Raw genomic sequence first — 23,564 nt, forward strand, 5'->3', positions numbered from 1 at the left:
CGCCGCCCCGTCAGGCCGGGACCGCCGCCTTTAGCAACCTCCAGGCCAGCCGGATCGCCGCCCCCGGCAGCATGGCTGAGCGCAGCAGCACCTTGTTGGAATTCACCGCTTCGGCGATACGGGCATAGTGCACCTGCTTGTCCGCAGGCGAGCGCAGCAGGATGGTTTCGGCCTGCTGCATCGCCCGCTCGGTCTGCCGCTTGATCTGCGGCACAGCAGCTGGTTTTACCGCACGGTACAGATTCAATCCCTTGCGCTTTGGCTTTTGCGCCGGGTCCAGATTGCTGTTGACCGCCTGGGTCAGCGTGTCCTGCACCAGGACCAGCGCTTTGGTTGCTTCGGCATAGGCATGGTTGCCGCCCAGCTGCTGAACCGCCAGTTTATAGGTGTGGCGGTAGCAGTCGTATTTGTAGACCTTCGGCAAGGTCCCGCAGCGGTCAAAACCGCGCGTCAATGTGGTGACAACGCTTTTTGTCGCCCGCGAGCTCAGCCCGCTGCGCTGGCCGCCGCCGCCGCTGCTTGCGCCGCTGTCCCGGCTGCCGCCGCCGCCGCCTTCGCCGCCAAAGGCAGGGGTGCTGGCGAGGATCAGGGTCAGAACTCCGGCCTGAATGGTTTTGCTGCTCAAGTGTGCCTCCGCGGTTTTTGCTGTGATTTTTGGTCAGCTTACCACGGGTCAGCCCCGTGTGAATGGGCGGAATCCCGCAATTATCGCGAATTTACGGCACTGTTGTCTTGTGCCGGGCTGCGGCGCTGCCCACCTGAGTTGCTGGAGTTGTGTAAGGAGACGCAGATGCAGTGCCCGATTGACGGAACCCAGCTGGTCATGAGCGACCGCGCCGGGGTGGAAATTGATTATTGCCCGAAATGCCGCGGCGTGTGGCTGGACCGGGGCGAGCTGGACAAGATCATCGAGCGCTCCGCCCAGCCAGTGCAGACCGCCCCGCAGCAGCCGCAGCGGAATGACGACCGGGGCGGCGATTATGATCCGCGCTACGGCAAGAAACCCTATAAGAAGAAAAAGAAGAATCTTCTGGAAGATCTGTTCGACTTCTGACCCGCATCAGGCGCCGCCCCGGTGACGCGGGGGCGGCAGGCCATTGGCTCAGGGGCGCTAATGCATGGTGCAGAAGGATCCGTGTTTGGCATCCTTCATCAGAGTGTCGAAATCATCCCCTTTCATTTCCACCAATGTCTTGTGGTCGCCGGCCTCGAACCAGACTTTGTCCAGGCCGCTGAGGCTGTCGTCAATGACCGTCGGCACATGATAGGCTTGGCCCACGCAGGGGGCAGCGCCAGGGTCGCAATCGTCAAAGACCTGGTTCAGCTCATATTCCGGCGCCAGGCCAAGACGGCGGTCCATCATTGATTGCAGCGCGTGCAGATCAACCGTCTGATTGGAGGGCACCACGGCAAGCACCGGGCCTTCCTCCATGTGGATAAGCACCGATTTTGCCAGATGGTCCCCCGGCACATGGGCGCTTTCGGCGCATTCGGCGGACGTGGCGGTATAGGGATGGCGGACCGTGCCGAACGGCAGGCCTTGTGCCTCCAGATGATGTTTCAGGCGTGAGGCGATCATCAAAGGGTCCTCCTGTGTTAGGAAAGGCCCCCCGGCCGCTGTGGCGCAGGTCTGGAATGCCGCCAGTGGGTTTGCGATCCTGGAATGGGCGGCATCGTCAGGTCTGGGCGCAGCCAGCGGCAAGCCGGGGCGCCCCGAAGTTTCCGGTGCCATCCAGTCTGCGGCAGGAGGGGTGAGTCGGGCAAGAGGCAGGTGTTCCCTCCCCGGCGCGCACGCTGGTTCCTGCCCTCTGCATCCCTCATTGCCCCGCCGCCGCCCATCCGCTATCACACCAGCCAGCTAGAATTCCCCCATCATGGAGCAGTCACATGGCCGCCTATCAGTACGTCTACCACATGCAGGGTGTCTCCAAGACCTACCCCGGTGGCAAGAAATGCTTTGAAAACATCCACCTGTCCTTTCTCCCCGGTGTGAAAATCGGTGTGGTCGGCGTCAACGGCGCCGGTAAGTCCACCCTGATGAAGATCATGGCCGGTCTTGATACCGATTTCACCGGTGAAGCCTGGTCTGCCGAAGGTGCCAAAGTCGGCTATCTGCCGCAGGAGCCGAAGCTGGACGAGAGCCTGACTGTGCGGGAAAACGTCATGCTGGGCGTCAAGGCCAAGAAGGACAAGGTCGACCGCTTCAATCAGATCGCGGTCGAAATGGCCGAGAACTACACCGACGAGCTGATGGAAGAGATGACCGCGCTGCAAGACAGCATTGATGCGGAAAACCTCTGGGATCTGGACAGCCAGATCGACATCTCGATGGAGGCGCTCCGCTGCCCGCCGGATGATGCCGAGATTGCCAACCTGTCGGGCGGTGAACGCCGCCGCGTAGCCCTGTGCAAGCTGCTGCTGGAAGCGCCGGAAATGCTGCTGCTCGATGAGCCGACCAACCACCTGGACGCCGAGACCATCGCCTGGCTGCAGCAGCACCTGATCGACTACAAGGGCACCATCCTCTGCGTCACCCACGACCGCTATTTTCTGGACGATATCACCAGCTGGATCCTGGAACTGGACCGCGGCCGCGGCATTCCCTACGAGGGCAATTATTCTGCCTGGCTGGAGCAAAAGGCCAAACGCCTGCAGCAGGAAGCGCGCGAAGACAAATCCAAGCAGAAGACGCTGGAGCGCGAGCTGGAATGGATGCGTCAGGGCGCCAAGGCGCGTCAGGCGAAATCCAAAGCCCGGATCAACGCCTATAACGATCTGGCCGGCCAGTCCGAGCGTGAAAAGCTGACCCGCGCCCAGATCGTCATTCCCAACGGCCCGCGTCTGGGATCCAAGGTGATCGACGTCGAAGGCATCTCCAAACACTACGGCGACAAGCAGCTGGTGGAGGGCCTGTCCTTTGATCTGCCCCCCGGCGGCATTGTCGGTGTGATCGGCCCCAACGGCGCCGGTAAATCAACACTGTTCCGTATGCTGACCGGCCAGGAGCAGCCCGATGCGGGCACCGTCACTTATGGTGACACCGTGAAGCTGTCCTATGTCGATCAATCGCGCGATGACCTGAAAGACAATGAAACCGTCTGGGAAGCGATTTCCGGCGGCTCCGAGATCATCCAGCTGGGCGATGCGCAGGTCAATTCCCGCGCCTATTGCTCTTCGTTCAACTTCAAAGGCGGCGATCAGCAGAAACCGCTGAATCTGCTGTCGGGCGGTGAACGCAACCGGGTCCATATGGCGCGGCTGCTGAAAGAGGGCGGCAACGTGCTGCTGCTCGACGAGCCGACCAACGACCTGGACGTGGAAACGCTGCGGGCACTGGAAGACGCGCTGGTCGATTTCGCCGGCTGCGCTGTGGTGATCTCGCACGACCGTTTCTTCCTCGACCGGATCTGCACCCATATGCTGGCGTTTGAAGGCGACGCGCATGTGGAGTGGTTCGAAGGCAACTTCGAGGACTACGAGGAAGACAAGAAACGCCGTCTGGGAGCCGACGCGCTGGAGCCCAAGCGCCTGAAGCACAAGAAGTTTGTGCGGTGATATGCGCGAACGGGGCGGCCAATTGGCCGCCCTTATTCGTTGTGGCTAAAGCAAGTGGTAAGCCGGGGTGCGCGCAGGTTTCTGGTGTCTGCCAGCCTGCGCCTAAAGAGCAGGTCGGGCAAGGGCGCGCGCGGCGGCGTGCGTGGCACGCCTTTGGCGTGACGGCGGGCGCGAACGCCCTTCCTCTGGATGGGATGCTGGTTTATTGTATAAATGGCACACTGCAACTAGATCGTTATTTCAATGCGGTTCTCACGATCCTTGCCGGAAGGATCATCCCAGCGAATTCTAAGCCACTCTTTTGGGTTAGATTGCATGTGAACAAATGCGGCTAATTCAACACTTTGCCCCTTCTCCAATTTGGACATCGGAAATTTCCGGCTGGCTGAATTTTCCTGAATGATGCTGTTTTGCTCATCCAGTACAAGTCGGACGTTTAAAGCAGGGGCAGGGCCAGTATTGAAGACGCGCAGCTTCCAGGAGGATTTATCAACTTTGTTCAGACGCGCAGACACTGCTGCGGTTTTTTCCCTTTTTGCTTCATTTTGTGCAGTTTGTATTTGAATGCGAACGAGTTCGACCTCTCTGTCAGTAAGCCGACTTTGAGACCTGTTGGCTCTTTTCGTTTCAATGTATGCAAGTAGCGATATAAGGAAAGCTAAACCTGCAACAAATTCGGAAATTTCCATGGGTTTACCTATTTGAAAATTTTCCTAAAGTCCGTTCGAATGTCCGCAACTATTTCTTTCTTCATGCCCTCGACGGCACGCGAAATCGTGTCTTGATTTTGATCCATGATATCTTCGTGCGTAAACTCCATCCCGCAGGACGTGCATTCATACGTACGCTCAGTTTCGGTTAGGTCATTGTCAAAAGAGAATTCGTCGGACCCGCAAGTTGGACAAAGCATTGCAATGCTTCGGGAATAATCGTTTTTCATTGAGCTCAAATCTCCTTGGTCGATTAACTTAGTGTCACGAAAATTTCTTCTGCGATTTCCCCCGGTACGCCCTTGTCCCAGCCTTGCCCGCGGTTGAACGCCCACGCGACTTGACCGCCGCTTCGGATGCCGCCTCCACCGCCGATTGCCGGGCCAGCGGGTCGTCGGAGATCGCCAGATCCACTGCCTCCAGCCGTTTCACTTCGTCGCGCAGGCGGGCGGCTTCTTCGAACTCCAGGTTCTCGGCGGCCTTGCGCATCTGGTCGCGCAAGCCGTTCAGATGCGCCTCCAGATTGGCGCCGTGCATCGGCTTGTCGATCTGGGCGGTGACGCGGCTCATGTCGGTGTCGCCGGCATAAAGCCCGGCCAGCACGTCCTCGACGTTTTTCTTGACGGTCTCAGGCGTGATACCGTGCTCGGTGTTATAGGCGATCTGCTTGTCGCGGCGGCGGTCGGTTTCGCCCAGGGCGCGCTCCATCGAGCCGGTGATGCGGTCGGCGTACATGATGACGCGGCCGTCGGCGTTGCGGGCGGCGCGGCCGATGGTCTGGATCAGCGAGGTTTCAGACCGCAGAAAGCCCTCCTTGTCGGCGTCCAGAATGGCGACCAGCCCGCATTCGGGAATATCAAGCCCCTCGCGCAGCAGGTTGATGCCGATCAGCACGTCAAAGGCGCCAAGGCGCAAATCACGCAGGATTTCAATGCGTTCCAGCGTGTCGATGTCGGAATGCATGTAGCGGACCTTGATCCCCTGTTCGTGCAGGTATTCGGTCAGATCCTCGGCCATGCGTTTGGTCAGCGTGGTCACAAGCGTGCGGAACCCGTCAGCAGTGACGCGGCGCACCTCGTCCAGCAGATCGTCCACCTGCATGTCGACGGGGCGGATTTCAACCTGCGGATCCAGCAGGCCGGTGGGGCGGATCACCTGTTCGGCAAAGACACCGCTGGACTGTTCCAGCTCCCATTTCGACGGGGTGGCAGAGACAAACACCGATTGCGGGCGCATGGCGTCCCATTCCTCAAACTTCAGCGGGCGGTTGTCCATGCACGACGGCAGGCGGAAGCCGTGTTCGGCCAATGTCATCTTGCGCCGGTGGTCGCCCTTGTACATGCCGCCGATCTGCGGCACCGAGACATGGCTTTCGTCGGCAAAGACGATGGCGTTGTCGGGGATGAATTCAAATAGGGTGGGGGGCGGCTCACCCGGTGCGCGGCCGGTCAGATAGCGGGAGTAGTTCTCGATCCCGTTGCAGTGGCCTGTCGCCTCGAGCATTTCGATATCAAAGTTGCAGCGCTGTTCCAGCCGCTGGGCCTCCAGCAGCTTGCCCTCGCCGAGCAGGTTTTCCAGCCGCATCTTCAGCTCATTCTTGATCGAGATCACGGCCTGGTTCAGCGTCGGTTTCGGCGTCACGTAGTGGGAGTTCGCATAGATGCGGATCTGGTCGAAGCTGCCGGTCTTTTCGCCGGTCAGCGGGTCGAATTCGGTGATCGCTTCCAGCTCCTCGCCGAAGAAAGAGAGCTTCCAGGCGCGGTCTTCGAGGTGGGCCGGGAAGATTTCCAGCGTGTCGCCGCGCACCCGGAATGAGCCGCGCTGGAAGGCCTGGTCGTTGCGCTTGTACTGCTGGGCGACCAGATCGGCCATGATCTGGCGCTGGTCGTAGATTTCGCCCGCTTTCAGGTCCTGGGTCATCGCCGAGTAGGTCTCAACCGAGCCGATGCCGTAGATGCAGGAGACAGACGCGATGATGATCACGTCATCGCGTTCCAACAGGGCGCGGGTGGCGGAGTGGCGCATCCGGTCGATCTGCTCGTTAATCTGGCTTTCCTTCTCGATGTAGGTATCCGAGCGGGGAACATAGGCTTCGGGCTGGTAGTAGTCATAGAAGGAGACGAAGTATTCGACCGAGTTTTCCGGGAAAAAGCCCTTGAATTCGCCATACAATTGCGCGGCGAGGGTTTTGTTCGGGGCGAGGATGATGGCGGGACGCTGGGTCTCCTCGATCACCTTGGCCATGGTGAAGGTCTTGCCGGTGCCGGTGGCGCCCAGCAGCACCTGGTTGCGCTCGCCGTCCAGCACGCCCTCGGACAGTTCGCGGATCGCAGTGGGCTGGTCGCCGGCGGGCTGAAACGGGGTATGCATCACAAACCGCTTGCCGCCTTCCAGCTTGGGCCGCTGCTGCGGCGCGCGCTGGGTCATCATCGGCATGGTCTTATCGGAATGGGCATAGGGCATCAGGCGACTCCGTTGGCGGCTGGCGCTGATTTTGGTCTGTTTTTGTTCCGGTGCAAGGGGGCAGGGCGGGGTTTCGCCGGAATGCAGCCTGTTTTTGTCAGCTGCGCGCAGGACGATGGAATTTGCCAAGCAGTTCCGCCAGCCGCCGTGCTTCGCCCGGGCTGAAACGGCTGCCGACGGCCTGCTGCATGGCATCGGCGTAAACCGCCCAGATGCGGGCGCGCATGGCGGCGCCGTCCGGCGTGATCACCAGTGTCTGGCCGCGCCCGTCGCCGTTGCAGGTCTGGCGTTCCAGCAGGCCCGCCTTGGCCAGCCGCTCCGCCAGGCGCGAGACGCCGTATTGCGGCAGCAGCAGTTTTTCCTGCAGCTCAAAAGGGCGCAGACCGGTGCCGCCGGCGCACTCAAGCTCCCACAGCAGATCGTACCAGTCCAGGCCCGGCAGGCCCGCCTGTTTCAATGCGGCCTCCACTGTGGCGAGGATGGATTTATGGGCGCGGGCCAGCGGCAGCCAGATGCGGAACGGGTCAGGTGTTTCCATACGGGAAATTTAAATGCATGTGCATTGATATGCAAGAGCGGACCACCCATCTGATGTGCATGCAATTGCATTTAAGTGAGGATCCCATGACTGACTTGCATCTGATCAGCCACCATCTGTGCCCCTATGTGCAACGCGCAGTGATTGTGCTGCGTGAAAAAGCCATCCCGCACCGGCGCACCTATATCGATCTGGCGGACAAGCCCGAATGGTTCCGATCGCTGTCGCCGCTGGGCCGGGTGCCGGTGCTGGAAACCGGCGGGCGGGTGTTGTTTGAAAGCCAGGTGATTGCCGAATACCTGGATGAAGCCACGCCCGGCAGCCTGCATCCCGCCGATCCGCTGGAGCGGGCGCGGCACCGGGCCTGGATCGCATTCGGCTCCGAGACGCTGGCGGCCATCGGCAAACTGTACAGTGCCGCGGATGAGGCGGCATTTGCCGCGGCTGCCAGAGATCTGCGCATCCGGCTTGCGCGGATTGCGCCGGAGGTGGAGGGGCCTTTCTTTGCCGGAGAAACATTCCGCCTGGTGGATGGCGTCTGGGGTACCATCTTCCGGTATTTTGAGACATTTGAGGCCATTGGGGATTTCGGACTGATGCCGGAGGCCGCGCATATGGCAGCGTGGCGGGCTGCTGTCATGGCGCGGCCCTCGGTGCAAGAGGCGCCGCCGCAGGGGTATCCGGCCCGGCTGATGGAATTCCTGTGCGCGCGGCAATCCCATCTGGGCGGGCTGGCGTGGGCGGCCTGTGGCACGGCAGCAAACCCCGGCTAATCCTGTGCAAATGGCACCTTGCCGCAGCGCCGTATCCGGCGCATAAAAGCGCTGGACGAAGACTCGAAGCGGGAGACAGCCCATGCAAGCGCGGATTTACCGGCCGGCACGCAATGCCATGACCTCGGGCATGGCCAAGACGCGGAAATGGGTGCTGGAATATGCGCCTGCCTCGGCCCGTGAAGTGGATCCGCTGATGGGCTGGACCTCCTCCGGCGACACCCAGAGCCAGGTCAAATTGCGGTTCGAGAGCAAGGAGGCGGCACTGGAATATGCCAAGGACCACGGCATCGAAGTGCAGGTGGCCGAGCCCAAGGAACGCAAGCCCAACATCCGCCCGGGCGGCTATGGCGACAACTTCGCCACCAACCGCCGCAGGCCCTGGACACACTGAAGATGTTGTAAATCTTCCACGAGTTCCCACCGTTTCGGCACGAGTTCTCACCAGGATCTACATATAGGGCGCCCAGCGGGCGCCTTTTTTATATCTGGGTTGGAGTATTGTTGCGGAGGCCGAATGCATTGCGGAAACAGAGAACAGGCTCCTTCGTTTTTCTGTGCATGCATATTCGGGGGCTGGGTAACTTCATGCCTGGCGATTGGGGCAGCAGCCGCTTTCTGCAGCAGTGAAAAGATAGAGTTTTGCATCAACCTGCTCAAAGGCGGCAGTCAGTCCAATTTTGCCGTTGAGTTGAAATGCTTGGCGCCGATCGTTGCATGTGCGGGCTTTTCCAAGCCTTCCGGCAAAAGCGGACCTTCAGCCGGGCACGAGCACTTCTTCTGATATCGCCAGTTGGAGCAGGGTCAGCAAGGCGCAGGAAGCTGCCGCTGCAAAGTTGCGAACCGTCTTCGCCCTTCAGAACCTGGTCGGTCCAGACCTGCCGTTCGATAGTCTCGGGCAGCTTCCTGGAAGCGGCCATTGGTGCTTGCCGCAGCAAGACCTGTACGACATTGTCCGCGGCAATCATTGCAATGGAGCCCGGCGCCTCACCATGTCCAAGAAAACCCTGAACCAAGCCAACCTTGAAAAGCTGGGCGCGGAGAAGCTCGCCGCACTGGTCATGGATCTTGTCCAGGGAAGCGCCGCTTTGCAGCGCCGCGCGAGGATGGAGCTCAGCGCCGCCCAGGGTCCCAGGGAAGTGGCTGCCGATCTCCGCAAACGCTTCGCCTCTCTGCGCCGCGCGACCAGCTTCGTCGATTGGCGCAAGCAAAGGGCGCTGGTCAAGGATCTGGAGGGGCTCTTGGCAATGATCGAAAACACCATCGCCCCGCATGACCCGAACGAAGCGTTCGAACTGCTCTGGTCTTTCCTGCACCTGGCCCCCTCGGTCCACGAGCGCACGGATGACAGTAACGGCGCGATTGGCGGCGTCATGAGTGAGGCGGTGGACCTGATCGCGAAACTATCGCCCACTGTTTCCCAGGACCGCACCACCCTGGCGGAACGCGTTCTCGACGCTGTCGCAGATGCGGGCTACGGCGAGTTCGACGGGATTATCCCCGCGACGGCGGAGGCGCTGGGGCAGGAGGGGCTCGAGCATCTCAAGCAGATCACGCAAGTATGGGCGGACGCTCCGCCGACAGAGCAGGAACTCGAGCAATACCGGGGCTACGGCCTCATGTCTTCTGCCGAAGACAGCGTGCGGCGCAACAAGCAGGTGACGCGGTCGATCATCCTTGCAGATGTGGCGGACGCCCAGGGGGATGTCGATGCCTACATGGCACGCTATTCCGAAGAACAGCTGACCTATGGCACCATCGCCCCCGACGTCGCGCGCAGATTGCTGGATGCGGGGCGCGTTGACGAGGCGTTCGACATCGTCACCCGTGCCCGCACCGCCGAGGACGGCAAGTCTATCCGGATGTTCCGTTACGATCTCGACGCGGTCTATGAAGAATGCCTCGAAAAACAGGGCAAGACGGAGGAGTTGATGGCGCATCTGCGGAGGACCTTCGAGCAGACCCTCAGCGCGCCCTGCCTTCGAAAGTACCTGAAATTGCTTCCCGATTTCGACGACATCGAGGCAGAAGAGGCTGCCCTGGACTTTGCCGAGGCCTATCCGCATCTGGGTGCGGCGATCAGTTTTCTGGTGAATTGGCCATCTTTCGGCCGCGCGGCGCGGATCGTGGTGGCGCGGGCCGAGGAACTGAACGGAGATTCCTATCACACCCTCACGAGCGCGGCAGACGCTCTCGAGGCCGAGCATCCGCTCGCCGCCACACTGATGCGCCGTGCTATGGTGTTGGACACGCTGACCGGCGGAAAATCCACGCGCTACCGCCACGCGGCGCGCCATCTGGCCGAATGCCGGTCCTGCGATGCCATCATAACAGATTATGGTGACCACCCCTCCCACCCGCAGTTCCTCGAGATGCTCAGGAAGGAACACGGTCGAAAACATGGGTTTTGGCGCTTGGTCAATTCGTGAATCCGGCCCAAAGCGGCCGCTCGTTCAAACTCCCATCGCCGCAGCGCTGCTAAGCGCGGAGCAGACGTTGAAACACGGGTAACGTTCGTGGGCATCCGATGTGATCCTTGCAAGCTGGTGCTTGTTCATTGACCGAACCGCTCAGTCGAACTTCAAAATCCGTTGTGGCTTCCCAGCATACCTGTCAGAGTTGATTAATATCCTTGAACACACCAAATTGTACGAGACAAGATCGCAGTGAAATTTTTTAGATGGCTTCGCGGCGTGTCCTTTAAGCGCCTGTTTGGAATGGATGGCTCAACAGAGGCGCGGGCAAAGTTTGTTGACCTTGCGCCTACTAGCAAAGCCGACGAAGATGGCATTTACGCAGAGGCGCTTGAATTCGCTACCACCAACCCCGATGTTTCGAATATCGCTCTGACAGGCCCGTACGGTTCAGGGAAAAGTAGTGTAATCAAGTCCTTCCTTCGTACTTATAGGGGAAACGCACTCCAAATCTCGCTGGCGGCATTCCTCCCTGAAGCGGATGGAATGGGTGGGTCAAATGGCAAGACAAACAAGCAAGAAATCGAAAGGAGCATTCTCCAACAAATGCTGTATGGCGCTAGCGCCAACAATCTTCCTCTTTCCAGATTCAAAAGAATTCAATCGCCAAAATGGTGGGCCGGAGGCGTCTCATTGTTGATCGTCCTTGGCGGCATCGCACTTTGGTATCTCTTCCAGAACAGAGAGGACATAATTTCAGGTGAATTTTTCACCCCGTTTGACCGCTCAAATTGGTTCAACCTGGGAGTGTTCGCGTTCGGGTTCGTGTTTCTGTGGCGTTCCTTGCACCACATTTATCTTAAAAGCTTTGGCATGTCGCTCAAGGGTGTTTCCCTCAAGGACGTCGAGATCGCACCAGAATCGGCTGAGGAAGAGTCGATCCTGAATAGGCATTTAGACGAAATCATCTATTTTTTTCAGTCCACGTCATATGACCTTGTGGTTGTCGAAGACTTAGATCGGTTTGAAAATCCCGATATCTTTGTGACATTGCGCGAGATCAACGGCCTAATAAATGCCAATGCCGGTGTGAAGCAACAAGTTCGCTTCCTTTACGCACTTCGCGACGACATGTTTGCCAATACAGATCGGACAAAGTTCTTTGAGTTCATTGTTCCAATCGTACCCATTATCAACCATTCGAACTCTATCGACAAAGTTCTGGAACAGGGGCAGCGGCTGTCTCTTGACGAGCGGCTTAACGCTCAGTTCTTGAGGGACGTTTCCCGGTATCTCAATGACCTTCGGCTAATCCGAAATATCTTTAATGAATACGCAATTTACGTTGCGAATCTTGAGGCCGATGAAGAGGAAGTTCTGAACCCCAACAAGCTTCTTGCAGTTCTGATTTACAAGAATGTTTTGCCACGGGATTTTGAAGAGCTACACCAGCAGAAGGGTGTTCTCTCAGCATTACTTGCGCGATACGATGACTTCATTGCAAAAGTTGAGGCTGACTATAAATCTCAAATTGGCGATGTTGAGACCGAAATTACGTTGGCTAAAAAGCAACTTCCAAAAGATGTGACAGAGCTTCGTAAAATCTATGCGATGGCTCTTATTGAGTTGTTGCCTGCGGGGCACGGGTACATTCGATTGGGAAATACGAATATCACCTTTGACAAAATCTCCGAGCATACAGATTTTGAAAGAATCCTTTCGGAGAATCCGATACTAAGTGCTCAACACCCAAATGGGGGGTGGTCACGCACCCAAAACCCTGGCGTGGACAGAACGGTTGACACAAACAGGAGTTTCCAAGAGCGGCTGGGAGACATCGAACGAAAGTCCGTCAAACAAATCGCGCAGTCGGGGCAAAAAGTTCGTGAGTTGAAGTCAAAGGTGACGAACCTACGGCTTCAAAAATTCAACGAGATAATTCGTGCGAATGCTGATGCAGTCGATGACTGCTTCGAAAAACTGGGTGACAATCGGGAACTCATGAAGTTCTTGGTCTTCGAGGGTTTCCTCGACGACACCTACTATCAATACACGTCATTGTTCCACTCAGGACGCCTTTCACCCAACGACAACAAATTCCTAATACAAATCCGCAGCTTCAACACTCCTGATCCAGACTTTCCAATCGACAACCCGGCGGAGGTTGTGGCGGCAATGCGCGATGAGGATTTTGATCAGAGCTATGTGCTAAACCGGCGGTTGATGGACCACATTATGGAAGCCCCAATCACTCATAGTTCACGAATCGAAAAAGCAGTTCGATACATTTCTGAAAATTTCGACCAATGCGAACAGTTTTTCTCAAGCTACTACGAAAGGGGCACACAAGTTCCAGCGTTGGTGTCCACGTTGGTTTCCCAGTGGCCCGGTTTCGCCTCGTTAGCAGCAGAGAGTGCGCATAGTACCGCTCATGTCGCGAGGATAATCGCGTACGCGCCTCAGGAGGTGATTGCGAATCCTCCCTACGCAGAGGGCGATCTGTCGGCGTCGTTCTCGATAGGTGCGGCAGAAATACTGGGTGAGGGGATCGAATTCGATCTGTCGAGGCTGAAACTACTACAAGTCCAGGTGGCAGAACTGTCTTCGGTTGATCAGTTCCCTGACGTGCTTGAGTTCTTGATCGACGAAGCCTTGTATCAGGTCTCCACGGAGAACATTCGATGTGTACTTGAACACACCCACGGCTCTGACATTGTTAGCTACCTTGAGACCAAGCACTATTCAACGGTTCTGCGCTCAGAGAACAAGGGGCTTATTCAGCGTGTTGAAGATGACTTCATCCGGTATGTCAGGCGTGTTTTGCTTCCGATGGAGAGCAATTCAAACGAGGAAGAGTTTGCTATTTTGGCAGCCCTCAATCACGAAGAGGTGGCCGCAGAATTTTTAGAAGAGTTCTGGTCAATGCAATCAACGTCCTTGCCAGTGCTTTCAGACGTTCCGCTCCATCTTCACGCGACCGCGCTGGCTCGAGATTTGATCAGCGCATCTTGGGAGAACTGTTTGACGTTCTTATCTGGTGATAATTTTGACCCAGATATTTTGACCGCCTATCTAGCAAACCCTGATACGCAAAAATTTCTCACGAATGAGGCTATCCCAGAGGACAAAAGTGCGTACGATTTGCGTAGATTTATTATCGACAATGACAGTTTCGATAGTGGTACCTACAGGGCTTACGTTCGACGTCTTCCCAAGAAATTCAAAGATTTTCGAGCGGACCTCAATAAGGACAAACTGCGGATACTGATTGAAGAGGGCAAAGCGACGTTCTCGGGGGCAAACTTCAACCGGCTTGGAGAGTATCGTGACCTTCAAGTTTTGTTTGTTGCTCGTAATTTCCCTGCCTTTGCGAAGGAAGCTGACGGGATCGGCATAGATGACGAGTTTCGAATGGACCTGTTGCAGGAAGACCTCTCAGAGGATCAAAAGCGTTCGGTGATTGCTGAGCTAAACCCGGCAGCGGTTTCGGAGGATGCGGCGCGTGCGGCGTCTCTAGGTACGATACTAACAGCGTTACCCAGCGATATTGAAGGGCTTGGCTTTGATCTCATAAAGGCGATTGCTATCCATTCTCATCCAGTGACTGAACAAATTTCTCTACTGAATAAGTGCCACAAATCGTTGTCTGTCGAAGAGGTTCGAGAAGTCTTGCGCGCGCTTCCTGAACCATATTCTGACATCGCAATTTTCGGTAAGTCGCCAAGGATAAAGAACACACCGGTCAACCGTGCGTTTGCCGCGTGGTTGGAAGAAAAGAGGGTAATCTCGTCGTCGAAGACTACATACTTGGAGAGAGAGATCAAGGTAAACACGTTCAGGGGGCAACGTGTTGAAACGACTGGTTGAAAAGAAATTTCATTGCAGTTTTGGTCAGATCTAAACAAAGCTAGTAGCCCCAGCTTTTGCGATCAAGAACGTTGTGCAATTCGCCGGGATCACGTCGAAAATACTAGTACATCGTTCACCCCTTGTCGGCTTGGATCTGTCAAAACTGTAGCCCAGGGTGGCAATCGGTAGTTTGTTAGCAAAGTGAATGTCCGCTCTTGAGACAACGTATGTGAATTATCTCGCTCGCAGCGAACTTCTGGTTTCCGCCCTACCTGCATGCGAACCAGCAGTGGATATGCGGCAGGCCGGAGGTCTGCTTCGGGGCTGCCTGGCGTCGTCTTGGACGTGTCGCGGTTTGATGCCGCTCCTTTGATAGCATTTATTGCAGCAAAGGAGACGAACTATGGGACTGAAACGGACAGAAGAATTCCGGGCCGATGCGGTGCGGATTGCGCTGACGAGCGGGCTGAGCAGGAAGCAAGTGGCCTCTGATTTGGGTGTTGGCCTTTCGACCCTGAACAAGTGGATCACAGCGCATCGCGACACCGAGGTGGTATCCGACAAAGACCTCGACCTTGCCCGAGAGAATGAACGGCTTCGACGGGAGAACCGCATTCTCAAGGAGGAGAGGGAGATCTTAAAAAAGGCAACGCAGTTCTTCGCGGGCCAAAAGCCATGAGGTTCAGGTTCATCGAAGAACACACTGATACCTTCAGCGCCAAGCGGATGTGCAATGTGCTGGATGTCAGTGAGCGCGGTCTACGGGCCTATCGCAGCCGCCCGGCCAGTCAAAGGCAGCGCACTGACATGGTCGTTCTGGCGCATATCAAGGAACAATCTCGCCTCAGCCTGGGCAGTTATGGCCGCCCACGGATGACCGAGGAACTGAAGGAGTTGGGCCTGAACATTGGCCATCGTCGCGTCGGGCGTTTGATGCGTGAGAATGGCATCCGTGTCGAACGATCTAAGAAATACAAGGTGACGACCATTGCCCGGCAGACGATTGCGAAGCAATCAGCCGAGAGGGGGACAGCAACCACGCCTTCAACATCGCACCCAATCTGCTGAACCGGGATTTCTGCGCAGATGCGCCCAATCAGAAATGGGCAGGTGACATAAGTTACGTGTGGACGCGCGAGGGCTGGCTCTACCTGGCGGTGATCCTTGATCTGCATTCCCGGCGGGTGATCGGTTGGGCCATCAGCAATCGGATGAAGCGGGACTTGGCGATCCGGGCGCTGAACATGGCTATAGCCTTCAGATCACCGCCTATGGGCTGCATTCATCATACGGATCGTGGATCGCAATACTGTTCTCATGACTATCAGATAATCCTGCGACAACACGGGTTCAGCGTGTCCCCCTCTCATGCATGTAAACATGCACTGCCGGGGCAGTGGATGAGCGGCAAAGGAAATTGCTATGACAATGCGGCCATCGAGACCTTCTTCAAGACGATCAAGGCAGAGCTGATCTGGCGAAGGTCGTGGCCAACGCGTAGGGCCGTTGAACTGGCCATCTTCAACTACATCAATGGCTTCTACAATCCGCGACGGCGGCACTCAGCATTGGGCTGGAAAAGCCCCGTCGCATTCGAACGGAAAGTGGCCTAAACGAGCACTTGGAGCGGCACGAAAGCGGGACACGTCCAAAACGTCCCGCGCACTGGAAAGGGTCGAAATCGACGAATACACGATCGACCTGACCCTATTGATGAAGATCACAGGTCTTTTTGAATATCTGACACCTGACGAAAAAAAGGCGCTTGGACTTGATGGAGGCCGCCGGCGAGTTGTCATCTCGGCGGCCATCGACGTTCACACTCGCTGCTTGTTGGCTTTGCAGATCGTTCCAGAGGGGATCGCGGATCCGCTGCGCCAGACCCTCGAAATGATTTACACCGACAAGTCCCGTATCTCGGACGAACTCGGCTGCGAGCATGATTGGTATCAGCACGGCAAGGTGGAGGAGCTCATAATCGATCGGGCTGGTAAGTACATTTCAGATGAAGCGTACCACATCTTGGCATCGCTTGGGATTACCAACCTTGGGGCACCTGCTGGTAAACCTTGGTTGAAGCCATTTATCGAGCGTGTGTTCCGAACTATCCATCGCAAGCTCCTGGCGCGGTTTTCTGGCCGGAACTTCTCCAACCCTGTGGAGAGGGGCAGCAACGACCCTGCTGCAAGGGCAACCCTGACGGTGGAGGAGTTCCTCTGTTGGCTGGTTCGCTGGAGAGTTGATGCCTATCACAATGATCGGCATTCCGGGCTTGGCATTACTCCGCTGCAAGCCTGGGAGCGGGCCACCGCCGATGTCCGTCCAAAAACGTTATCAAACCGTGAGATGCGTCTTGCTTTTGGCACCCGGCTGACACGGAAGTCCGGGCGCCATGGCATTCGGGTAATGTGCCTGAACTATCAGACAGACTTTGTAATAAAGCAGTTCGCCAAACAAGGGCCTGAGACCGCCGAGGTTTGCTATTGGCACGGCGATGTCGGAGCCATCGAAGTGCGCTACGACAACGGCGATTGGACAACGGCGCCGCGGCCACGACCCCCCAAACTTCCGAAAACCCCGACGACGACCTGATGGAGTAATCCAAGATGAATAATATCCAACCCACATGCACTGCCGCTCCCGATGTTTCCAACCTGCAAACTTGGCTTGCTGACAGGTATTTTCGGCTCGATCGCGACGAGGCACTGGCCGACTGCCTGACAGATCTTTTCACCATTGATGGGGCCGGGGCGCTGACCGCCACGCCGGTTCGCGACCCGTTGAATGGTGAGACCGCTGGGCTGATGCTGATAGGGGATTCCGGGTCGGGCAAGTCGTCGCTTTTGCGGCGCATGCTGCGCACCAATCCCGCATTCTCAGTGATTTCTGAGACATCCGAAGGGAATACGCTGTTCGAAACAGTGAAGCCTGCCGCGACTATTAAGAGCCTTGCCATCACGATCGCAGAACGAACCGGTTATACAAAGATGAAGTCGAACATTCACGGCGACGAAGCCTGGGAGGTGGCGCGCCACCGCATGTCTGTGTGCGGGGTGAGCCTTCTCGTGATCGATGAAGCTCATCATCTTCTTCGGAAGGGCAGCGGCAGAGATACTGAAGGTGCGGTTCAGACGATGAAGAACCTGTTGCAGGGCGACAGTTCCGTGGCGGTCATTCTCTCCGGTGTTCAGAAGCTGTACGAGGGGGTCTTGTCAGACCCAGAAACAGACCGGCGGTTTATCAAAATGCGCCTGCGGCGCATTCAGGAAGGGTCTGGCGAGGCACATCGTTTCGGCCTTTGCGTCGCAAAATGTGCCCAGCATCTCGGGCTCGATCTGCCAGCGGAAATGTGCTTCGCGGAGCGCGTTCTGTTTGCAGAAAATGGCGATGCCGGCCGGAGCATTCGCCTCGCCAAACAGACCCTGCGCCGTGCCATGATCATGAACAGGAGGGCCGTTGATCTGAGCGATGCAGCCCTCTGTTTCGAAAAGCTTCATCTCGGACGGGAGGCTGCTCCATTTTCCAGTGGTGATTGGTCCGCCATTCGCGAGAACCTGGAAAGCATGGGGTGGGTCCGATGAGCACTTTAAGGCCCTACATCCCTTTCGATCTTCGGGAAACCCTGCTGTCTTATGCGGCTCGCCTTTCTGCTGTCCACACAAGAAAGGGCATGAGACGGCTGTTGAATGATCTCCGCATCCCAGTCGAGAATTTCCTGATGGGCCGCCACGAAGCCGTCGAAGCGTTTGCCAGCGCCACCGGCGGTGACGCCGAAATCCTGAAATCTGCTGCTCTGACAGGGAAGAAAAAACACGTCGAATTTCGTGGTGCGAAAATGGCGAAAACCTTCCTTGTGCGGCAAACAGACAAGTACTGTCCTGTCTGCCTTGCCGAGGACGGCAGCCCATTCGCATGACGGCAACAGCTGATCTGGTGTTTTGCACCGGCCCACCGATGCGTCCATCATAACACATCGCTCCGTCGGATTACCCAGAAAGGGTTCGATCTGCGGGATGGCCTGGTCGCGCCGGGAGCAGGTGCAGTCACACCCTGTCACGGGGACCAGCCTGAGTATCTGGCCTGGCTGGACAACCGCTTGCACGGACCACGAGAAGAACCAAAGTGGCTGGCCGGTCAAACAGTCCAACAGGTTCTCGAAACCTCCATGATGCTGGGCGCGGTGTTGGAGCATGGTCACAAGGTGCGACCTCACAAGCTCCGCGCAAATGATCAGGAAGCGGCTGCCGACATTGGCTTTGCTATTTACCGGGAAGGCGCAGGTGCCGTGACCGAGGCTCTCGACACTATCCGCCGCAGATCTCCGGCGACTGCGGTTCAAGCCGGGCCGCTCGCAAAGTATGGCCCCCTGTTCGATTGGCTGGACCGCCGCTGCAACGCAATTGACCCCGGCCCGATACGGGATCTGTTGCGCAACCACATTATCAAGCATGACGCACTCAGCCGAGGTGACACGGTGCTTGGATACGAAATCAAGGAACGCCGGTACCACTCTGTCCATAGCCTGAGCGAGGAAACCAATATTCCCCGTGTTCGCATGTCCCGGATGTTGCAAAAATTGGGGAAGATACCTGCGGGGGCGACCCATGCCGAATGTGGTCTGTTGCGGTTCGATGCCCAGGAGATCACCGGATTGATTGCAGATTTCCAGACTGCCATCGAGATGAAGGACGTCCCGGCCTATATTGGCGCATCCAAAAACCAGTTCCAAACCCTCTACGCTGGTGGGATCATTCGCCCTTTGGTTCCCCGCGATAAGCCTGGTGCTGTGCGGAATGTTGTCTTCTCACGGCGCCATCTCGACACATTCCTCGAAACGCTCAACGCGCTCCCGGTGGCATCGGAAACCGGAAAGGACCTGCACACAATCGCCTATGCTTGCCAGCGCGGTGCTGGGACAACGCTCAACTTGGTCTACGGCATACTGTCAGGTGAAATCCCAGCTTGGCGCCGGGACACGCCACCAGGATTGTCGCAAGTTCTGGTATCTCTGACAGATGCTGTCGGTGCCGAATAGCAAATAGCGAAATCAGGATTTGCCGTTTCGAGGGTCCGCTTTGCGGGCCCTTTTCTTTTGGCGGACGCAGTGGTTTCGGTGGTAACTCGTGCCAATTCTGGTGAGAACTCGTGCCGGACGGAGAATGGGCGATCGCATAAGCATTTGATTTTTAATCATTAAAATTAAGGTCGGTGGGAACTCGATCAAGATTTACAATGTAAATCGGGGCAAAGTTGTCTCGGAATTGGGGCAAGGATGTCGCGAAGTCGAGCTCCAATCAACATATAGGGTGCTCACTGGGTGCTCTGTCTTCTTATGGGGAAGCTGTGGCGGCAGTTGTAAATCGGGATCAAGTTGCGGCCGGATGGGCCACAAGACCCGGCGGACGCAATTTTCTAAGGATACTGGCCGACCCAGTGGATGCCTTTTTTGGTTCAAAACCTGATCAATTCACAGTCGTGAACGTCAAGCAAAGCCTAGGGTCAGGATTCATAACCAATAGATGACGGTCGCGGCCAGAGCGATGGCTGAGAGGAAGACCTTGGGACAGCGATCATAGCGTGTCGCCACACGCCGCCAGTCTTTTAGCCTGCCGAACATGATCTCAATCACTGCCCGGCAGTGCATTGCGCAGCAATGTCACGAGAGGGGCGGTTGCGTCGTTTGTATCGGCGCTTGTCGTATTTGACCGGGGTCTTGCGTTGCTTTCTGCCGGGGATGCAGGCGCGTATCCCTTTGTCTTTCAACGCGTCCCTGAACCAGTCGGCGTCATAGCCACGATCCCCGTGCAACCAGTCGACCTTTGGCAGGCTACTGAGCAGTGCCCGCGCGCCGATGTAGCCGCTGACTTGGCCGGCGGTGACGAACAGGTTGAGCGGCCGCCCTTGGCTATCGCAGATGGCGTGCAGTTTGGTGTTCATGCCGCCCTTGGTCCGACCGATCAGGCGTCCACGCCCCCCTTTTTCGCGGCCATGCTGGTCGCAGTGCGGTGTGCCTTCAAATAGGTCGCGTCCGCTGCCCGGCAGGGCATTGCGCAGCAATGTCCCGAAAGGGGATCATCACGGTCTTTTCCTCGCCGTGTTCGACAGCCAGGCCGACCATCATCTGCGCGAAGATGCCTTTCTCGCTCCAACGCTTCCATCGGCTGTACAGCGTCTTGTGCGGAGCATATTCCCGCGGCGCATCCCGCCAGCGCAATCCATTGCGATTGATGAAGATAATCCCACTCAACACCCGCCTGTCATCGACCCGTGGCTTGCCGTGAGACTTCGGGAAGAAAGGGGCAAGTTTGGCCATCTGCTCGTCGGTCAGCCAGTAAAGGTCGCTCATGTCACCGCTCCGTTTTCTGAGCCGTGAATCACGCAGCGCGTTGAAAATCAATGCATCCTGACCCTAAGCCAAATCTGAGCGCCCTGTATTCGTGGTCGAATTCCACCGTTTTGGTGAAATGGCGCCGAAACTGTGATCTCCGCAGACAAACACTGCTTCACTTGTGCAGAGCTGAAAACGCATTACCAGCGTTTGGTTCGCTGCAGGGCAGCAGGAACGAAGCCTGAGGATGGTGCCCCGGCGCATCAGCATGGATGGTTCGTCAGAAATATGCAATTTCACTGATCAGATCGCACGCTACTGCAAACTGTCGCAAGTCAGCGAAGTTCGCCCGGTTTGTGCCATTGCGATGCTCAATTCTTCACTAAGAGTATCCCACAGTTGTTCCAGGCCTCGTTCGCCAGCGGCCGCAATTGCATATTGCAGAATTCTCCCGATAAAGACAAAGTCTGCACCAAGTGACAGAGCTTTGAGAACGTCTTCGCCTGATCGGATTCCACTGTCGTAGAAGAGAGGAAAATCCGGTCCAAGATCAGTGCGAATTTTTGCGAGCACTTCAATCGCGGCTGGCGCAGCTTCCAACTGCCGCGCACCGTGGCTGGAAACCTGAATGGCATCAACACCTGCAGACACCAGCACGCGGGCGTCTTCAACGTCCAGAACGCCTTTCACCACCAGCTTGCCGGGCCAGAGATCGCGCAACCGGGCCAGCGTGTCCCAGGTGGCGCGCGCCCGGCTTTCGGTCCGGTCGAAGTCATAACCCTCCATGTCGAAATTCGCCATCACCGGTTTGCCCTTCAGCAGAGTGGCCAGTGACCAGCGCGGGTGCATGGCAAAGTCAAAGAACTGCCGCGGGCCGATGCTGAAAGGCATCTTGAAACCGTGGCGCAGCTCGCGCGGGCGGCGGCCGACCTCGGGCACGTCCACGGTCAGAACCAAAGTCTGATAGCCTGCTGCACGGGCGCGCTCGGCCAGCTTGAATGTGCCGCTGCCGTCGCCGCTGAAATAGAGCTGGAACCAGGCGTGCCCCTCTGCCGCCTCCAGAATGGTTTCCAAAGGGGTGGAGGCGACGGTGGAAACCCCATGCGGCACCCGGTAGCGCGCCGCCAGCCGGGCCAGCATCAGGTCGGCGCCGGGGGCCGACAGGTTGCACATGCCCATAGGGGCAATGCCAAAGGGCCGGTCGGCCGCGGCGCCAAAGACCTGCGTGGCCAGCGAGCGCTGGCTGACATCCCGCAGGATGCGGGGCCGCAGGGTGATAGCATCCAGGGAGGCGCGGTTGCGCGCCGCCCCGGTTTCCTGCCCAGCGGCGCCGTCGATGTAGTCAAATACCATCCAGGGCAGCCGCCGCCGGGCCAGGCGGCGGGCGTCCTTGGCGGAATGGATGGCGCCTGCGCCCATCAGCCGGCCACCGCTTTCATGAAGCGGTCGCGGATCACCACAGGGTCCATCGTGATCACCGGCATCTTGGCGTTGCCGCTGTCGCATTTGACCACCAGAACTGTGGGTTCACCGCTGGCCAGCGCCTCCTCCAGCGCAGCCCCGGTGTCCTTGTCCTGCACCTCCACCACCCGGGCGCAGCCAGCGGCGCGGGCCATGCCGGCCAGATCAGTGCGCTGGCTGGTGTAGGTCGGCTGATCGCCGGTGGAGCCATAGGAGCCGTTGTCGACGATCATCAGGATGTAGTTGCCGGGCGCGTTGTTGCCGATGGTGGGCAGCGTGCCGAGATTGGTCAGAATCGAGCCATCACCATCGATCACGATCACCGGCTTCGGCTGCGCCAGCGCCAGCCCCAGTCCGATGGAGGAGGCAAGCCCCATGGTGCCCAGCATGTAGAAATTGGTGGGCTGGTCGTCGATTGCGTGCAGCTCCTGTGATGGAATGCCGATGTTGCAGACCACCAGTTCATTGCGCAGGATGGGCGCGATCTCTTTCAGGATTTCAGAACGGATCATTGGTCGCCATAGCCTCCCCAGAAGTTGGCGTCGGTCAGGATGGCAACAGGCTTGTTGCACATGAAGGTGTATTTCAGGATGTTGTCCAGCTCCTCGACGTCCTTCTGCCAGTGGAAGTGGTAAGTGGGGATATTGAGCTGGGCCAGGAGCGCCTTGGTATGCACTGCCATTTCCACCTGGCAGGCGACCGGCTCGCGCAGCTCGCCGCGGTAGGAGATCAGCATCGGCAGCGGCATCCGGTAGTACTGGATCAGTGTCGCCAGCGTGTTGATGGTCACCCCGATGGCGGTGTTCTGCATGATGATGGCCGGACGCTTGCCGCCCATCCAGGCGCCGGCGCAGAGCCCCATGCCCTCATCCTCCTTGTTGGAGGGGATATGGAAGATGTCGTCGCGCTGGTCGATTTCCTCGATCACGCCGGCCAGCTGCTTGCAGGGCACAGTCGTGACGAAGGAAACGCCGTTGGCCGCCAGATCGTCGGCGATCCTCTTGTCGATATTCATGGTCGGTTGCCTTTGCTTCGGAAGTCTCGTTTCGGGGTCAGGAGGTGCGGCAGACATGCACCGCGCAGGGCGCGTGGCGGACCACGCGGGCGGCGGTTGAGCCGAGGAAAAAGTCGCTGAGCCCCGGTTTGTGGGAGCCGACGACGATGCAGTCCATGCCGTGCTGTTCGGCGTATTCGACGATGGCGCGGTAGGACCGGCCCTTGATGATCTCTGCCGTGACATTGCCGTGACCTGCGGTTTTGGCGGCCAGCGCCTCGCGGGCTTTGTCAAAACCTTCGCGCACGGTGTCCTCGTCCAGGTAGGCGGTGACCGAACTGTGCGGCGGCTCGTAGACATGCAGCGCGGTGATCTGCCCGCCGGGGTTGCACAGGGTGGCGGCGGCCTTCAGCGTTGTTCCGGACACCCCGTGATCCAGGGCCATGGGAACCAGGATATTGTCATACATGGTTGCTCTC

The 23,564-nt window shown here is 57.7% G+C and carries 20 protein-coding genes and 2 pseudogenes; 11 read left to right on the plus strand and 11 right to left on the minus strand.

Translation table 11 applies throughout. From position 1 onward, the window contains the following. Positions 1 to 10: 10 nt before the first annotated feature. The gene (locus ETW24_RS02210; RefSeq protein ID WP_129369564.1) at positions 11 to 625 is read right to left on the minus strand and encodes a hypothetical protein; all 615 of its coding nucleotides are present in this window, start codon (positions 623 to 625) and stop codon (positions 11 to 13) included. A 165-nt stretch (positions 626 to 790) separates the two neighbouring features. Between ETW24_RS02210 and ETW24_RS02215 the strand changes: the two genes are divergently transcribed. Further along, the gene (locus ETW24_RS02215) at positions 791 to 1,054 is read left to right on the plus strand and encodes a TFIIB-type zinc ribbon-containing protein (protein ID WP_129369565.1); all 264 of its coding nucleotides are present in this window, start codon (positions 791 to 793) and stop codon (positions 1,052 to 1,054) included. A gap of 57 nt (positions 1,055 to 1,111) precedes the next feature. Here the strand turns inward: ETW24_RS02215 and ETW24_RS02220 are convergent, their stop codons facing one another. Further along, positions 1,112 to 1,579 carry an aminoacyl-tRNA deacylase gene (locus ETW24_RS02220; protein WP_129369566.1) on the minus strand — a complete coding sequence of 156 codons (468 nt, stop codon included), beginning with the start codon at positions 1,577 to 1,579 and terminating at the stop codon, positions 1,112 to 1,114. 308 nt (positions 1,580 to 1,887) lie between these two features. On the opposite strand from ETW24_RS02220, the gene ettA reads away from it, so the two are divergent. After that, a complete protein-coding gene (gene ettA, locus ETW24_RS02225; RefSeq protein ID WP_129369567.1) occupies positions 1,888 to 3,555 on the plus strand; it encodes an energy-dependent translational throttle protein EttA in 1,668 nt (555 codons plus the stop codon). 227 nt (positions 3,556 to 3,782) lie between these two features. Here the strand turns inward: ettA and ETW24_RS02230 are convergent, their stop codons facing one another. The 4 genes from ETW24_RS02230 to ETW24_RS02240 all read right to left on the minus strand — a co-directional run bounded on the left by ETW24_RS02230 (position 3,783) and on the right by ETW24_RS02240 (position 7,266). After that, positions 3,783 to 4,244 carry a hypothetical protein gene (locus tag ETW24_RS02230; RefSeq protein WP_129369568.1) on the minus strand — a complete coding sequence of 154 codons (462 nt, stop codon included), beginning with the start codon at positions 4,242 to 4,244 and terminating at the stop codon, positions 3,783 to 3,785. An 8-nt stretch (positions 4,245 to 4,252) separates the two neighbouring features. Continuing rightward, a complete protein-coding gene (locus ETW24_RS25305; protein ID WP_441328124.1) occupies positions 4,253 to 4,495 on the minus strand; it encodes an ECs_2282 family putative zinc-binding protein in 243 nt (80 codons plus the stop codon). A gap of 34 nt (positions 4,496 to 4,529) precedes the next feature. Beyond that, a complete protein-coding gene (gene uvrB, locus ETW24_RS02235) occupies positions 4,530 to 6,728 on the minus strand; it encodes an excinuclease ABC subunit UvrB (RefSeq protein ID WP_129369569.1) in 2,199 nt (732 codons plus the stop codon). Between the two features lie 97 nt (positions 6,729 to 6,825). Further along, positions 6,826 to 7,266 (minus strand): MarR family winged helix-turn-helix transcriptional regulator, encoded by a 441-nt coding sequence (locus ETW24_RS02240; RefSeq protein ID WP_129369570.1) that lies wholly within the window; start codon positions 7,264 to 7,266, stop codon positions 6,826 to 6,828. 86 nt (positions 7,267 to 7,352) lie between these two features. Here ETW24_RS02240 and ETW24_RS02245 point away from each other — a divergent pair, with 86 nt between their 5' ends. From ETW24_RS02245 to ETW24_RS02285, 9 genes and pseudogenes are all read left to right on the plus strand, one after another. Then, on the plus strand, positions 7,353 to 8,039 hold the full coding sequence (locus ETW24_RS02245; RefSeq protein WP_129369571.1) for a glutathione S-transferase family protein: 687 nt from the start codon (positions 7,353 to 7,355) through the stop codon (positions 8,037 to 8,039). Between the two features lie 82 nt (positions 8,040 to 8,121). Beyond that, the gene (locus ETW24_RS02250; RefSeq protein ID WP_129369572.1) at positions 8,122 to 8,433 is read left to right on the plus strand and encodes an ETC complex I subunit; all 312 of its coding nucleotides are present in this window, start codon (positions 8,122 to 8,124) and stop codon (positions 8,431 to 8,433) included. Positions 8,434 to 9,031: 598 nt separating this feature from the next. Then, the gene (locus ETW24_RS02255) at positions 9,032 to 10,468 is read left to right on the plus strand and encodes a DUF6880 family protein (RefSeq protein WP_129369573.1); all 1,437 of its coding nucleotides are present in this window, start codon (positions 9,032 to 9,034) and stop codon (positions 10,466 to 10,468) included. A 237-nt stretch (positions 10,469 to 10,705) separates the two neighbouring features. Beyond that, positions 10,706 to 14,320, plus strand: coding sequence for a YobI family P-loop NTPase (locus ETW24_RS02260; RefSeq protein ID WP_129369574.1), 3,615 nt, complete (start codon positions 10,706 to 10,708; stop codon positions 14,318 to 14,320). Between the two features lie 385 nt (positions 14,321 to 14,705). Next, positions 14,706 to 15,915 (plus strand): annotated as a pseudogene (locus ETW24_RS02265) (IS3 family transposase). Positions 15,916 to 16,015: 100 nt separating this feature from the next. Then, entirely contained in the window at positions 16,016 to 16,894 is an 879-nt protein-coding gene (locus tag ETW24_RS02270; protein WP_164982669.1) for a DDE-type integrase/transposase/recombinase, read from the plus strand. A gap of 14 nt (positions 16,895 to 16,908) precedes the next feature. Then, complete coding sequence (locus tag ETW24_RS02275) at positions 16,909 to 17,883, plus strand: TniB family NTP-binding protein (protein WP_129369576.1); 975 nt, start codon at positions 16,909 to 16,911, stop codon at positions 17,881 to 17,883. An 89-nt stretch (positions 17,884 to 17,972) separates the two neighbouring features. Further along, positions 17,973 to 18,218: a TniQ family protein gene (locus ETW24_RS02280; protein ID WP_254695740.1), complete on the plus strand. Its 246-nt coding sequence runs from the start codon at positions 17,973 to 17,975 to the stop codon at positions 18,216 to 18,218. Positions 18,219 to 18,467: 249 nt separating this feature from the next. Beyond that, a complete protein-coding gene (locus ETW24_RS02285; RefSeq protein ID WP_129369578.1) occupies positions 18,468 to 19,337 on the plus strand; it encodes a hypothetical protein in 870 nt (289 codons plus the stop codon). Between the two features lie 471 nt (positions 19,338 to 19,808). Here the strand turns inward: ETW24_RS02285 and ETW24_RS02290 are convergent. From ETW24_RS02290 to ETW24_RS02310, 5 genes and pseudogenes are all read right to left on the minus strand, one after another. Next, a pseudogene (locus tag ETW24_RS02290) lies at positions 19,809 to 20,648 on the minus strand (IS5 family transposase). Positions 20,649 to 20,945: 297 nt separating this feature from the next. Then, entirely contained in the window at positions 20,946 to 22,049 is a 1,104-nt protein-coding gene (locus ETW24_RS02295; protein WP_129369579.1) for an alpha-hydroxy acid oxidase, read from the minus strand. Further along, positions 22,049 to 22,603 carry a sulfopyruvate decarboxylase subunit beta gene (comE, locus tag ETW24_RS02300; RefSeq protein WP_129369580.1) on the minus strand — a complete coding sequence of 185 codons (555 nt, stop codon included), beginning with the start codon at positions 22,601 to 22,603 and terminating at the stop codon, positions 22,049 to 22,051. Before comE ends, ETW24_RS02295 begins: the two co-directional genes overlap by 1 nt. Further along, entirely contained in the window at positions 22,600 to 23,106 is a 507-nt protein-coding gene (gene comD, locus ETW24_RS02305) for a sulfopyruvate decarboxylase subunit alpha (protein ID WP_027256510.1), read from the minus strand. The genes comE and comD overlap by 4 nt, the downstream gene beginning before the upstream one ends. Before the next feature lie 37 nt (positions 23,107 to 23,143). Continuing rightward, entirely contained in the window at positions 23,144 to 23,554 is a 411-nt protein-coding gene (locus ETW24_RS02310) for a universal stress protein (RefSeq protein WP_129369581.1), read from the minus strand. Positions 23,555 to 23,564: the final 10 nt, after the last annotated feature.

Origin of the sequence: Leisingera sp. NJS204 (genome assembly GCF_004123675.1) — a bacterium.
Lineage (GTDB): Bacteria > Pseudomonadota > Alphaproteobacteria > Rhodobacterales > Rhodobacteraceae > Leisingera.